We start from the raw sequence: 12937 nt of genomic DNA on the forward strand, positions 1-12937 counted from the left end.
GGCTTGCATACGTGCCTCCGGCGTGACTGCGCTGTCTGGGGAGGCGACGGCGCCTCGGCTCCGCAGTCAACCGTGGCCGGAGTCTTGGCGTCAACTCTTGAATACAACGACTTGGTAACGACTTCCGAACGCAAGAGCGCTCGGAGACCCCCGTGCGGGTCAGCCGAGGACGGGGTGGCGCAGCACGAGGGCGGCTGCGCCGAGCGCCTCGGCGCGGTCCCCGAGGGACGACACGGCGAGCCGGGTCGTCTGACCCGCGACGGCGATCGCGTAGCGGAGCAGTCCCCGTCGGATCGGCGCGAGCAGGATCTCGTCCAGGACCGCGAGCGGCCCGCCGACGACGACGACCTCGGGGTTGATCAGGTTGACGACGCTCGCGAGGGCTCGCCCCGTCGCGACGCCGGCGTCCTCGATGACCCGCAGCGTCGCGGTGTCGCCCGCGAGCGCCTGGCGGACGATGTCCTCGGTGGTCAGTCGGGGGCGGCTCCCGCGGTCGAGCAGATCGATCATCGTCGACGTCGAGGCCGCCATCTCGAGGCACCCGCGGTTGCCGCACCGGCACAGCGGACCGGTGTCCGAGATCGGCGAGTGCCCGATCTCGCCGGCGATCCCGAGGTGCCCGTGGTAGGGCTGCCCGCCCACGATCAGCCCGCAGCCGATGCCGCTCCCCAGCTTGAGGAACACCAGGTTGTCCACCGCCGAGTGCGGACCCCAGGTGACCTCGGCGAGCGCACCGAGATTCGCGTCGTTGTCGAGGAAGACCGGGACGCCGAGCGTCTCCTCGAGTGCCTGCCGAGGATCGAGGTCGTCCCACTCCGGCCACAACGGACCTTCGAGGACGTGTCCCGAGCGGTTGTCGATGGGCCCGGGTATCCCGACCCCGACGCCGACCACAGCGCTGCGGGGCACGGAGCTCTCGGCGAGCAGGCCGACGAGCAGCCCGACCGCCGCGTCGATCCCCTCGTGGGGTCGGTGCTCGTGCGGAAGCGCGATCGAGCGCTCAGCGATCACCTCGTACCCCAGCGTGGCCAGGCACACCCGGACGTGGGTTCGGCCGAGGTCGATGCCGACCGGGACGATGCCGCGGTCCTCGAGCCGGACGAGCACCGCGCGTCGACCGGAGCTCGTCGTGGGCGACGTCGTGACGATGCCGCGGTCGACCATGGAGCGCACGATGCTCGACACCGTCGCGGTGGACAGGCCCGTGTGCCGTGCGAGCTCGGCCTGCGTGCAGGCGCCCGTGGTCGTGAGCATGCCGACGACCCGCTGCACGTTCAGCGAGCGCAGCGCCGTCTGGGAACCGGGCTGACGCACCGGGCCGCCGTCGGCTCCGGTCGCTGTGTCCACACGTCAACAGTGCCCGACTCCCCCTTTGTGGTCAAGAGCCATACACGCGGGCGAACGACGCGTTCGACCTCTGAACACACTCGCGGCCGCCGGAGTGCCTGCTTCGCACGACCGTTCCGACCTCGCAGTGGCCGGCGTCGGCAGGGGCTGCCCGGAACTGAAGGACGCGCCGAGGTTCGGCTGGCATGCTGGGGTCGCTCAGCCGCAGATCGGACGACGAGGCCCCGCCTCGGTCCGCGCGGCCCACGACTGCGACGACAGGAACACCATGTCCCAGGACACCCCCGCCACGCCCACCCCCGATCCGCTCCATGTGAACGCCGACGAGGTCTTCGCCGCGTACGGGATCCCCGCGGAGTCCCCCACCGAGATCGTCGTGGCCACCGGCCCCGGCCTCGTCGCCCGCCTCGGTGCCGAGGCGTTCGGCACGTTCTTCCTCGTGCTCGCCGGGCTCGGCGTCGCGCTGTACGCCGGAGTCACGGGCGTCGGCGGCGGACCGCTCGCGGTCGCGCTCGCGTTCGGCATCGCCGTCCTCGCGAGCGCCGTCGCGGTCGGCCACGTGTCGGGTGGGCACTTCAACCCCGCCGTGACGTTCGGAGCGGCCGTCGCGGGCCGCACCTCGTGGCGCGACGTCCTCCCCTACTGGCTCGCACAGCTCGTCGGCGGCGCCCTCGCCTCGGCGCTGCTGTACGTCGCGGCCGCGTCCCTGCCCGCGCTCGCCGGCAACGAGCGCAAGTTCTTCAGCTCCGTCGCCAACGGGTTCGGCGCGCACTCCCCGATCGCCGCCCAGACCGGCGGCGAGGGCTTCGGCCTGCTCGGCGCGCTGCTCATCGAGCTCGTCGTGACCGCGGTCTTCGTCGGCGTCATCCTCGGCGCGACCGACCGCCGGTCGGCGCACACGCAGGCCCCGTTCGCGATCGGGCTCACGTTCGCCGTCGGCGTCCTCATCGCGATCCCCGTGACCAACGCCGCGCTGAACCCGGCGCGGGCCACGGCGGCCGCGATCTTCTCCGAGGGCTGGGCGTTGAGCCAGCTCTGGCTCTTCTGGGTCGCCCCGCTCGCGGGCGCCGGGATCGCCGCGCTGATCTACCGGGCGTTCGTCGCGGAGCGGGTCCAGGATGACCTGCTCGGCGAGCCCGACGTCGAGGAGATCGTCTACACCGAGGAGTAGGTCGCCGAGACGCCTGGCTCCTGACCTGACCCACGACGCCCGGGCGACGCCGCACCCCTGAGCGGGCGGCGCCCGGGCGTCGTGCTGTCCGGCGCCGTCAGCGCGTCGGGATCACCTGCGACAGGATCGCGAGCGCGAAGGCGAGCGAGAAGAGCATCAGCACATCGAGCGGCCGACTCCGGGCGACGAGCGCCGCCGGTCCGGGGGGCGGCGTCGCAGCCCGCACGACGGCTCCGACGGCCAGGAGCCCGGCGAGCGTGAGCGCTCCCGCTGCGGTACTCACGAGCACGGAGACGGCGATCGCGACGCCGACGCCCGCGGTCACCCACCACAGCGACGAGTTGCGGCCCGCGGCGAGCGACGCACGGGCGATGGTCCGGGGGTCGACCGGCAGCTCCTCGGCCGCGACCGGGCCCGTCACCGGCGCTGGGTCAGCCGACCCCGCCGTGCCCGCCGCATCCAGCTCGCCGGTACCGTCCTGCGCCATCGATGTGCCTCCCGTCCGGGAGACTACCGTTGCCCGCGTGACGATCCCTGCACAGCTCCGATCCGTCGTCGTCGTCGGTGCCGGGCTGGCCGGGTCCCGGACCGTCGTCGCGCTGCGCGAGCAGGGGTTCGACGGTCAGGTGACGCTGCTCGGCGCGGAGGGTCTCGCGCCCTACGACCGACCGCCGCTCTCGAAGCACCTGTTCGACCGGCCGGGTCCCGCCTGGCTCGCGGACGAGCTCGGCGACGACGGGGTCGCGCTCGCCGACGACGTCCGGCTCGACGCGCGGGCGCAGGGCCTGCTGATCGGCCCGGGCTCGGTCGACGTCACGACCGCCGACGGGACCATCACCGCCGATGCCGCCGTGGTCGCCTCCGGTTCCCACGCGATCCGGCCCGCGGGGTGGGAGGCCGCCGCGACGCTGCACACGGCCGCCGATGCTGCACACCTGCGCTCGCGGCTGACTCCCGGGGCCCGGTTGGTCGTCATCGGTGCCGGGTGGATCGGGGCGGAGGTCGCGGGGGTCGCGGCGGCCGCGGGCGTCACCGTCACGGTCGTCGAGGCGTTGGGGGCGCCGCTGACACCGGCCCTCGGGAGCACCGTCGGCGCGCTGACCGTGCCGTGGTACGCCGCCGCCGGGGTCGAGCTCGTCACGGGCACGCGGGTCGAACGGGTGCGTGGCGACGGCGTCGAGCTCGCGGGCGGACGCCACCTCGAGGCGGACGTCGTGCTCGCCGCGGTCGGCGCACGGCCGTCGACCGGCTGGCTCGCGGGCAGCCTGCCGCTCGAGGAGGACGGCTCGGTCCGCGTCGACGGGACCTTCACGCCTCTGGGTGGACCGTGGCACGTGCGCGCGGTCGGCGATGTCGCACGACGGGCGTCGGCTCGGCATGGGGTCGTCGCCGGCGGGCACTGGGACGGCGCGCTGCGCGGCCCGGCGCTCGCTGTGCGCTCACTGCTCACGCCGACGAACGGCCCGGGGGTCGACGACGACCCCGCGCCCTACGTGTTCTCGACCCAGCTCGGCCACGAGCTCGCGATGTTCGGTCAGCCGGACCCGGCCGACGACGTCGTGCTCCGCGGCGAGCCGTCGACCGGACCGTCGGCCGCTGCCGGCGACGGCTGGACGGCCCTGTGGTTCAGCCCGGGCACCGACGTGCTCACGGCCGTCCTCGCGGTCGACCGTCCCCGGGACGTCGCGGCCGCCCGCCGGCTGTTCACCGACCCGGCCCTACCCCGGCTCGACCGCGGCAGGGCCGCCGACCCGACCCTGCCGCTCCGGGCGGCCGTCACCGGCTGATCCGCCCCGTCTGCTCGGCGGCTGCGGTCGTTGCGGTCGGTGCGGTCAGTGCGCGAAGTGGCGCGTGCCGGTGAGGTACAGGGCCACGCCGGCGGCGACCGCTGCCGCGACCACCTCGTCGTCGCGGATCGAGCCGCCGGGCTGGACGACGGCCTTGATGCCCGCGTCGAGCAGGACCTGGAGCCCGTCGGCGAACGGGAAGAACGCGTCGGACGCGGCGACCGAGCCACGGGCACGGTCACCGGCCCGCTCGACGGCGAGCCGGCACGAGTCGACGCGGTTGACCTGGCCCATCCCGACCCCGACGGACGCGCCGTCAGAGGCGAGCAGGATGGCGTTCGACTTCACGGCGCGCACCGACCGCCAGGCGAACGCCAGGTCGGCGAGCGTCGCGGCGTCGACCGCCTCGCCGGTCGCGAGGGTCCACGTCGTCGGGTCGTCGCCGGCAGCGTCGATCCGGTCGGTCTGCTGCGCGAGCACACCGCCCGAGACCGACCGCAGCTCGAACGGTCGCGGCGACGCCGACGTCACCGTGAGCAGGCGGATGTTCTTCTTCTTGCTCAGCAGCTCGAGCGCAGCCGGCTCGAAGTCCGGGGCGATCACGACCTCGGTGAACACCGGCGCGATCTGCTCCGCAGCGGCCAGGGTCAGCGTGGCGTTCGCCGCGATGACACCGCCGTAGGCCGAGACGGGGTCGCACGCATGGGCCTTGGCGTGCGCAGCGGCGATGTCGGTCCCGGTCGCGATGCCGCAGGGGTTCGCGTGCTTGATGATCGCGACGGCCGGACCGTCGTGGTCGTGAGCCGCGCGCCACGCCGCATCAGCGTCGACGTAGTTGTTGTAGCTCATCTCCTTGCCGTGCAGCTGGGTCGCACCGGCGAGCCCACGACCGGCGGCGCCGTCGTCGTCCAGGTAGAGCGCGGCGCCCTGGTGCGGGTTCTCGCCGTAGCGCAGGACGTTCCCGCGCGTCCAGGATGCCCCGGCGAACGCGGGGAACCCCGACTCGGCCGCGGCGGCGTCGGGCGCGTACTCGGCCGCGAACCAGGCGGCGACGGCGGTGTCGTAGGCGGCGGTGTGCGCGAACGCGTCGGCTGCGAGGCTGCGCCGCTCGGCAAGCGTGAAGCCGCCTTCGGCCGCGGCGGCCGCGACGGCCCCGTACCGCGCGGGGTCGATGACGACGGCCACGCTCGGGTGGTTCTTGGCGGCCGCGCGCACCATCGACGGCCCGCCGATGTCGATCAGCTCGACGCACTCGTCCGGCCCGGCGCCTGAGGCGACGGTCGCCGAGAACGGGTACAGGTTGACGACGACGAGGTCGAACGGCTCGATGCCGAGCTCGGCGAGCTGCTGGACGTGCTCGGTCCGCCGCGTGTCGGCGAGGATGCCGGCGTGCACGCGTGGGTGGAGCGTCTTGACCCGACCGTCCAGGCACTCGGGGAACCCGGTGAGCTCCTCGACCTTCGTCACCGGCACGCCGGCGTTCGCGATGGTCGCGGCGGTCGAGCCGGTCGAGACGAGCTCGACCCCCGCGGCATGCAGGGCCGACGCGAGCTCGGCGAGCCCGGTCTTGTCGTACACGCTGACGAGTGCCCGGCGCAGCGGGCGGCGGGTCGCAGCGGCGGTCGCGTCGGCGACGGGGGCGAGCGGGGTGAGTTCGTGAGACATGGGTGACCTCCCGGGTCGTTGCGGTCTCGTGAGACGTGAAGGACCCGAGCACCCAGGCGAACGGTGCGACGGCGCGATGCTGCGGCCGCTCCCCGGTGGTTCAGCCCACCTCAGGTACGCCAGTCACGGCCGGGGCCCAGTCTACCCGAGCAGGTCGACGTGCAGGCCGACGCCTGCGGCGGCGGTCGCGATCATCGCGTCGAACACCCCGGGGAAGTCGTCCGCGACCCGGTGCAGGTGGCCGTAGAGCTCAGCCGTCAGCCCACCGATGAGCGACGCGAAGAGCGTGAACGACCGGACGACGGCGCGCGCGGACTCGGTCGGGACGTCCTGGGGTGCGCCCATGCCGGCGAACGCGAGCGCCTCGGCCGTCACGAGCCCGTCGGGGTCGAAGTCCGGGCCGGTGGGGGCGAGCGAGCCGTCGTCGAACCCTTCGAGCATGATCGAGACGATCACCGCCCAGATCCGCACCGCCGCGGCGACCGTGTCCTGCGGCGCCTGGTAGCCGGGCACCGGGGTGCCGTAGATGAGCTCGAACGAGTGCGGGTTCGCGAGCGCCCAGGCACGCACTCCCCGCGCGACGGCGAGCCAGGTCTGCGCGGGCGACGAGCCTCCTGCGCGCGCGTGCGCCGCGGCCGACTCCGCGACCTCGCCGACGGCGTCGTAGGCCTCGACGATCAGGAGCGTGAGGAGCGCATCCCGCGACTCCACGTAGCGGTAGACCGCCGACGACGAGACGCCCAGGTCACGTGCCACGGCACGCAGCGACAGGTGCGCTGGGCCGTCGGTGCCGAGGCGCGCGCGCGCCGAGGCGAGGAGCTCGCCCATGACCGCGGCTCGGGCACGTTCGCGGGCGCCTCGCGGCGCGTTGGGGCGGTCCTCCACCGGACGAGTGTGATCGACGCGAGCAGTGTTCGCAAGCGAGAGCACCGCTCTTGACGGGCGCGATGCCGAGTGCGAGCATCGCTCCATACCGAGAGCACCGCTCTCCATGACTCCAGGAGCACGACATGACTCGCCACGTCATCCTCGGCAAGGGCCCCATCGGCTCGACGCTCGCCCGTCAGCTCGCGGACGCGGGGGACGAGGTCCTCGTCCTCAGCCGCTCGGGCGGAACCAGCGCGCACCAGACCGCCGGGACCCTCGCCGACCCCCTCGTCCGGCACGCCGCGGTCGACAGCGCCGACGCCGCAGCGCTCACCCGCGCGGCCCAGGGCGCCGACGTCCTCTACAACTGCGTCAACCCCGCCTACCACCGCTGGCCGACGCTCTGGCCGCCGATCGCCGACGCCGTCCTGGCCACTGCCGAGGCCACGGGAGCTGTCCTCGTGACCACCGGCAACCTGTACGGGTACGGGGCCGGCACGCAGCTCATGCGCGAGGACTCCCCGCTCGCCTCGACCGAGACGAAGGGCCTCGTGCGCATCGCGATGTGGCGCGAGGCCGAGCGGCTCCACCGGGCGGGTCGAGTGCGGGCGACCGAGGTGCGCGGCAGCGACTACGTCGGCCCCGGCGCCCTCGGCCAAGCGCACGCCGGGACCCGCATGCTCGAACCGCTGCTCGCGGGGCGTCCGCTGCACCCGATCGGGGCATCCGACATGCCCCACACCTGGACCTACCTCGCCGACTTCGCCCGAGCGCTCGCCGCTGCGGGAGCCACCGAGGCCGCATGGGGCCGGGCCTGGCACGTCCCCTCGCCCCAGGCGCTCACCTTCCGGCAGCTGGCGACACTGTTCGCCGACGCCGCGGGCGCGCCCGAGCCCCGGATCCGTCCGCTGCCGATGACGGCCGTCCGGCTGCTCGGGATCGGGTCTCCGATGCTGCGCGAGGTGTTCGCCATGGGCTACCAGTTCGTCGAGCCGTTCGTCATGGACTCGACGGTCTCCCAGAGCGTGCTCGGGCTCGCCCCGACGCCGTGGGACACGATCGTCGCGGAGACGCTCGCCTCGTGGGGCAGCCGGTCCTCCGGCGCCACGACTCCAGCCCGGCGCTGACTCAGCCGAGCCGGACGCGCCGTCCCTCAGCCGTCATCCCGACGCGCGCGACGCGGCCGACCACGTCGACCAGAAGGGCACGCTCGACCGTCTTGATGCGTTCGTGCAGGCTCGCCTCGTCGTCGTCGTCGAGCACCTCGACCGCGCGCTGGGCGATGATCGGCCCGGTGTCGACCCCCTCGTCGACCAGGTGGACGGTGCAGCCGGTGACCCGCACCCCGTACGCGAGAGCGTCCCGCACACCGTGGGCACCGGGGAAGGCCGGCAGCAGCGCGGGGTGGGTGTTGATGACGCGGCCGGCGAACCGGGCGAGGAAACCCGCTCCGAGGATCCGCATGAAGCCCGCGCTCACGACCAGCGTCGGGCCGAACACCCCGACCGCGTCCGCGAGCGCGAGGTCCCAGGCGGCGCGGTCGGGGAAGTCGGCGATCCGCACGACGGCGGTCGCGACGCCCGCGGCCCTGGCCACCTCGAGGCCGCCTGCGGCTGGGTCGTCGCTCAGCACGCCGACCACTCGGGCACCGAAGGCGGGCTCGGAGTGAGCGGCAAGGAGAGCCGCCAGGTTGGTGCCGCCCCCCGAGACGAGCACGACGACCCGAGCCGTGGGGGGGACGACGGCGGTCCTCGGTGGCCTCGACGGGCTCGGTGCTGACACAGGGCGACCCTAGCCGCCCTCGGGGCGGGTCGAGCTGTGTGGTCGACGAACGGGCACCGCGCAGACGACCCCGGCGCATGGGCGAGAATGCTCGGGTGAGCAACCCGTACGCACCGCCGTCCGGCGATCGCCCACGCGCCGACCAGCACCCCGACCAGCACCGACCGGCACCCACGCCGGGCCAGGGCCGGCCGCCCGTCGCCCAGCGGCCGCCGGTCGCGCCGCCCCGACCGCCGGATCCCGCCGCCGTGGTGCGCGGGAGCCGTCAGATCGTGCACTTCGGCCTCTTCATGCTCGCGGCGATCCTCCTGAGCGTGCTGAACCTGCCGTGGAAGGTCGCGTCGCTCGCGTTCCTCGTCGCCGCCGTCGTCACCGGGATCCGCGCGCTCGTCACCGTCGTCCGCGGACGGGTGCGCGGCTCGCTCGTGCCGATGCTCGTCCTCGGGCTGGTGTTCTCGATGCTCTTCTCGTTGACGCTGCTGGCGACGTTCGCAACGTGGCCGCTGCAGGTCAAGCAGCAGGACTGCCTGCGCGGCGCGCTGACGATCTCAGCCCAGGCGGCGTGCCAGCACGACCTGGAGCAGGGCCTGAAGGACTGGGAGCAGCAGCTGCGCGACCGTTCGACCGGCGGCTGAGGCGACAAGACGCGGCGTCCGAGCTCTCGGCCGTCAGATCGGCCGCTGCCTGATCGCCCGCTGTCGGATCACCCGCCCGGTTCGTTCGAGGTCGTGCCCGTCCGGACGGGGCGCACCGCGGCGGGCTCCGTCGTGTCCGTGCCGCGGGCCAGCGCGTCGTGCCACGCACGACCGACCCGCGCCCTGACGGCAGGGTCGAACGGGAGCACCGCGAGGAACGCACCGAGCAGGACGCCGCCAGCGATCGCGGCCCCGACGACGAGCCCGGACGCACCCACGTCCGCCATCCGCCCGGGTCCGAGCGCGCCGCTCGCGAGCACCACGAGGAGCCCAGCTCCCCCACCGGCCGCGACGGCCGCGGCGACGCACGCCAGGACGGCGTCGGTCCACCGCACGGCGACGAGCCGCCGGCGCAGCCACGCACCCGCGACGACCCCGGCCACGACCAGGACCAGAGGCACCGCCCTGAGCAGCCCACCGGCGGCGTCGGGCTGCGGCAGGGCCCCCAGGAGCGGGATCGCCGGCAGCGGACCGGACACGACAGCGGCTCCCGAGAAGACCGTGCCGGTCCCCACGTGGAAGCCCGGGCCGGCGAGCCACGACAGCGCCCACACGACGAAGTTCGGCACGAAGGCGACCTCGGCGACGGCGAGCACGCCGCCTCCGACCGGGTCCAGCCCGAGCGAGGAGATGATGTCGGTGATGGTCGTGCGTCCCGCCAGGACCCACAGGACGACCGTGGCCGACGCGGCCACCAGGAGCAGCGCGACCGCGAGCGTCCCGGCGGCGGCCCCCGTGCGGAGCGGGGGGGCGAGCCGTGACCACACCGGGCGCAGGACGTCGCGCAGCGGGCGCGCCTCGGGCCGGCGCGCGAGCCCGGCAGCGAGCCCGAGGCCCGAGACCACCACCGCACCGAGCGCCGCGAGGATCGCGTCCGCGGCGGACGCGCGGACCAGGAGGGCGACGGCGACGGCGATCGCCGTGTACCCGCCGACGCCCGCGGCCCAGGACAGCACGGTGGCGTTCCCCGATCGCCGCGCCGACACGTAGCACGTGAACACCGCGAGCAGGGTCACCCCCAGCGGCGTCAACGTGAGCACGTCGCCTGCCACGGTCAGGGGGACGCCGTGCGCGAGCAGCCACACCGCGCCGCCGAACGCGACCGGCCGGGTCCAGGGGACGCCGGCGTTCGTGGGGTCGGCCGACGTCACCACGTACGCCGTCACGGTGGGCAGCACGACGACGAGCAGGGACAGCAGCGCGCCCTGCAGTCCGGCGAGCAGTCCGCCGACCCAGCGTGGTGCACCGTCGAGGTCGCTCGCGAAGAACCGCGGGGTGCCGTCGTCGGACGTCAGGACACGCCGACGCAGCCGGTCGAGCCGGTCGGTGCCAGACGGGTCGTTCACCCCACCATGGTCGCCGCTCGGACGCGACCGACGAGCCAACCGGCTCGGCGCGCCGTGGTTGTCGGGCCGGCCCGGCGTCAGGAGAGCAGCGCGCGGGCGAGCGCGGCCGTCTCGCTCGGCGTCTTGCCGACCTTGACCCCGGCGGCCTCGAGGGCCTCCTTCTTCGCCTGCGCGGTGCCGGCCGACCCGGACACGATCGCGCCGGCGTGGCCCATCGTCTTGCCCTCGGGCGCGGTGAACCCGGCGACGTAGCCGACGACCGGCTTCGTGACGTGCGCCTGGATGTACGCCGCGGCGCGCTCCTCGGCGTCCCCGCCGATCTCACCGATGAGCACGATGACCTCAGTCTCGGGGTCGGCCTCGAACGCCTCGAGCGCGTCGATGTGCGTCGTGCCGATGATCGGGTCACCACCGATGCCGATCGCGGTCGAGAACCCGAGGTCCCGCAGCTCGTACATCATCTGGTACGTCAGCGTCCCGGACTTCGAGACGAGACCGATCCTCCCGGGTCCCGTGATGTCGGCCGGGATGATGCCGACGTTCGACTTCCCGGGGCTGATGAGCCCGGGGCAGTTCGGGCCGATCAGCCGCGTGCCCTTGGCCCGCGCGTAGGTGAAGAACTCGGCCGTGTCCGCGACCGGGACACCCTCGGTGATGATGACCGCGAGGGGGATGCCGGCGTCGACCGCCTCGATGACCGCGGCCTTGGTGTGGGCCGGGGGCACGAAGATGACGGACACGTCGGCGCCGGTCGCGGCGATGGCCTCGGCCACCGTGCCGAACACCGGGACCGCGACGGTCCCGCCGTCGGCCGCCGGGAAGTCGACCGACGTCCCCGCCTTGCGCGGGTTCACTCCGCCGACGACCTGGGTGCCACCCGCGAGCATGCGCGTCGTGTGCTTCTGGCCCTCGGAGCCCGTCATGCCCTGGACGATGACCTTGGAGGACTCGGTCAGAAAGATCGCCATGTCAGTTGTTTCTCTCGTCTCGTGAAGAAGTCAGGGGGCTCAGGCGTTGGCCAGCTCGGCGGCCTTGTCGGCCCCGCCGTCCATCGTGTCCGCGAGCGTCACGAGGGGGTGCGCGGCCTCGGCGAGGATCCGGCGACCCTCGAGGACGTTGTTGCCGTCGAGCCGCACGACGAGCGGCTTCGTCGCGTGGTCGCCGAGCATCACGAGCGCCGCGACGATGCCGTTGGCGACCGCGTCGCACGCCGTGATGCCACCGAACACGTTGACGAACACGGACTTCACCTGCGGGTCGGACAGGATGATGTCGAGCCCGGCGGCCATGACCTCGGCCGACGCGCCGCCCCCGATGTCGAGGAAGTTCGCGGGCCGCACCCCGCCGTGCGCCTCGCCGGCGTAGGCGACGACGTCGAGCGTGCTCATGACGAGCCCCGCACCGTTGCCGATGATGCCGACCGAGCCGTCGAGCTTGACGTAGTTGAGCGACTTCTCCTTGGCGCGCGCCTCAAGCGGGTCGGCCGCAGCGGCGTCCTCGAGCTCGGCGTGGTCGGGATGGCGGAACCCGGCGTTCTCGTCGAGCGTGACCTTGCCGTCGAGTGCGACGATGTCACCAGCCTCGGTGAGCACGAGCGGGTTGACCTCGACGAGCGTCGCGTCCTCGCCCTGGTAGACGTCCCAGAGCCGCTGCAGCACGACGGCCACCTTCGGGGCGACGTCGGCGTCGAAGCCGGCGGCCGCCACGATCTCGTCGGCCTTCGCCTGGTCGATGCCGACCAGAGGGTCGACCGCGACCTTCGCGAGGGCGTCGGGGCGCTCGACCGCGAGCTGCTCGATCTCCATGCCGCCCTCGACGCTCGCCATCGCGAGGCACCGGCGCTCGGCCCGGTCGAGCAGCACCGAGAAGTAGTACTCCTTGGCGATCTTCGCGCCCGCGGCGATCATCACGCGGTGGACCGTGTGGCCCTTGATGTCCATGCCGAGGATCTCGGACGCCTTGGCCTCGGCGTCGTCGGCCGACGTGGCGAGCTTGACGCCACCCGCCTTGCCGCGACCGCCGACCTTGACCTGCGCCTTGACGACGACGACACCCGGCCCGCCGCCGAGCAGCTGCTCGGCGCCCGCGCGGGCCTCCTCGGGTGTGGTGGCGACGACGCCGCCGAGCACGGGCACGCCGTGCTTCTCGAAGATGTCACGTGCCTGGTACTCGAACAGGTCCACCTGGCTTGGTCCTTCCGTCGACCCGCGCGTGGCCTGGTCTGGCCGCGCCGCCCAGTCGATCGTAACCGCGACGACGAACTATCTTCACATCGAG

12 protein-coding genes and 1 riboswitch are annotated in these 12937 nt (G+C 73.7%); of the genes, 4 read left to right on the top strand and 8 right to left on the bottom strand.

What is annotated here, in order from left to right; all coding sequences use genetic code 11:
- Positions 1 to 159: 159 nt before the first annotated feature.
- On the bottom strand, positions 160 to 1347 hold the full coding sequence (locus tag VFW79_RS14325; RefSeq protein WP_329677967.1) for an ROK family transcriptional regulator: 1188 nt from the start codon (positions 1345 to 1347) through the stop codon (positions 160 to 162).
- A 268-nt stretch (positions 1348 to 1615) separates the two neighbouring features.
- Here VFW79_RS14325 and VFW79_RS14330 point away from each other — a divergent pair, with 268 nt between their 5' ends.
- Complete coding sequence (locus VFW79_RS14330; protein ID WP_329677968.1) at positions 1616 to 2518, top strand: aquaporin; 903 nt, start codon at positions 1616 to 1618, stop codon at positions 2516 to 2518.
- Positions 2519 to 2615: 97 nt separating this feature from the next.
- Here VFW79_RS14330 and VFW79_RS14335 read toward each other — a convergent pair whose 3' ends face one another.
- Complete coding sequence (locus VFW79_RS14335; protein ID WP_329677969.1) at positions 2616 to 3005, bottom strand: DUF3017 domain-containing protein; 390 nt, start codon at positions 3003 to 3005, stop codon at positions 2616 to 2618.
- A 37-nt stretch (positions 3006 to 3042) separates the two neighbouring features.
- Between VFW79_RS14335 and VFW79_RS14340 the strand changes: the two genes are divergently transcribed.
- Positions 3043 to 4305, top strand: a complete 1263-nt coding sequence (locus tag VFW79_RS14340) for an NAD(P)/FAD-dependent oxidoreductase (protein WP_329677970.1) — start codon at positions 3043 to 3045, stop codon at positions 4303 to 4305.
- Between the two features lie 45 nt (positions 4306 to 4350).
- Here VFW79_RS14340 and purH read toward each other — a convergent pair whose 3' ends face one another.
- Together purH and VFW79_RS14350 are read right to left on the bottom strand one after the other, a co-directional pair.
- A complete protein-coding gene (gene purH / locus VFW79_RS14345) occupies positions 4351 to 5970 on the bottom strand; it encodes a bifunctional phosphoribosylaminoimidazolecarboxamide formyltransferase/IMP cyclohydrolase (RefSeq protein ID WP_329677971.1) in 1620 nt (539 codons plus the stop codon).
- A gap of 43 nt (positions 5971 to 6013) precedes the next feature.
- Positions 6014 to 6107: riboswitch (ZMP/ZTP riboswitch) on the bottom strand.
- Between the two features lie 4 nt (positions 6108 to 6111).
- Positions 6112 to 6855, bottom strand: a complete 744-nt coding sequence (locus tag VFW79_RS14350; RefSeq protein WP_329677972.1) for a TetR/AcrR family transcriptional regulator — start codon at positions 6853 to 6855, stop codon at positions 6112 to 6114.
- A 125-nt stretch (positions 6856 to 6980) separates the two neighbouring features.
- On the opposite strand from VFW79_RS14350, the gene VFW79_RS14355 reads away from it, so the two are divergent.
- The gene (locus VFW79_RS14355; protein WP_329677973.1) at positions 6981 to 7964 is read left to right on the top strand and encodes an NAD-dependent epimerase/dehydratase family protein; all 984 of its coding nucleotides are present in this window, start codon (positions 6981 to 6983) and stop codon (positions 7962 to 7964) included.
- Between the two features lies 1 nt (position 7965).
- Here the strand turns inward: VFW79_RS14355 and purN are convergent, their stop codons facing one another.
- Positions 7966 to 8619 carry a phosphoribosylglycinamide formyltransferase gene (purN, locus tag VFW79_RS14360; protein ID WP_329677974.1) on the bottom strand — a complete coding sequence of 218 codons (654 nt, stop codon included), beginning with the start codon at positions 8617 to 8619 and terminating at the stop codon, positions 7966 to 7968.
- A gap of 95 nt (positions 8620 to 8714) precedes the next feature.
- Between purN and VFW79_RS14365 the strand changes: the two genes are divergently transcribed.
- A complete protein-coding gene (locus VFW79_RS14365; RefSeq protein WP_329677975.1) occupies positions 8715 to 9254 on the top strand; it encodes a hypothetical protein in 540 nt (179 codons plus the stop codon).
- A 68-nt stretch (positions 9255 to 9322) separates the two neighbouring features.
- Here VFW79_RS14365 and VFW79_RS14370 read toward each other — a convergent pair whose 3' ends face one another.
- The 3 genes from VFW79_RS14370 to sucC all read right to left on the bottom strand — a co-directional run bounded on the left by VFW79_RS14370 (position 9323) and on the right by sucC (position 12843).
- Positions 9323 to 10660 carry a DUF6350 family protein gene (locus VFW79_RS14370; RefSeq protein WP_329677976.1) on the bottom strand — a complete coding sequence of 446 codons (1338 nt, stop codon included), beginning with the start codon at positions 10658 to 10660 and terminating at the stop codon, positions 9323 to 9325.
- A 77-nt stretch (positions 10661 to 10737) separates the two neighbouring features.
- Positions 10738 to 11628, bottom strand: a complete 891-nt coding sequence (gene sucD / locus VFW79_RS14375; RefSeq protein ID WP_329677977.1) for a succinate--CoA ligase subunit alpha — start codon at positions 11626 to 11628, stop codon at positions 10738 to 10740.
- 39 nt (positions 11629 to 11667) lie between these two features.
- On the bottom strand, positions 11668 to 12843 hold the full coding sequence (gene sucC, locus VFW79_RS14380; protein WP_329677978.1) for an ADP-forming succinate--CoA ligase subunit beta: 1176 nt from the start codon (positions 12841 to 12843) through the stop codon (positions 11668 to 11670).
- Positions 12844 to 12937: the final 94 nt, after the last annotated feature.

It is taken from the genome of Cellulomonas sp. (assembly GCF_036279715.1).
Taxonomy (GTDB): domain Bacteria; phylum Actinomycetota; class Actinomycetes; order Actinomycetales; family Cellulomonadaceae; genus Cellulomonas_A.

Excerpts from the sequence above, each read along its gene's own strand:
- sucD (WP_329677977.1), bottom strand. The coding sequence starts at position 11,628 with ATGGCGATCTTTCTGACCGAGTCCTCCAAGGTCATCGTCCAGGGCATG.
- purH (WP_329677971.1), bottom strand. The coding sequence starts at position 5,970 with ATGTCTCACGAACTCACCCCGCTCGCCCCCGTCGCCGACGCGACCGCC.
- VFW79_RS14335 (WP_329677969.1), bottom strand. The coding sequence starts at position 3,005 with ATGGCGCAGGACGGTACCGGCGAGCTGGATGCGGCGGGCACGGCGGGG.
- VFW79_RS14355 (WP_329677973.1), top strand. The coding sequence starts at position 6,981 with ATGACTCGCCACGTCATCCTCGGCAAGGGCCCCATCGGCTCGACGCTC.
- VFW79_RS14330 (WP_329677968.1), top strand. The coding sequence starts at position 1,616 with ATGTCCCAGGACACCCCCGCCACGCCCACCCCCGATCCGCTCCATGTG.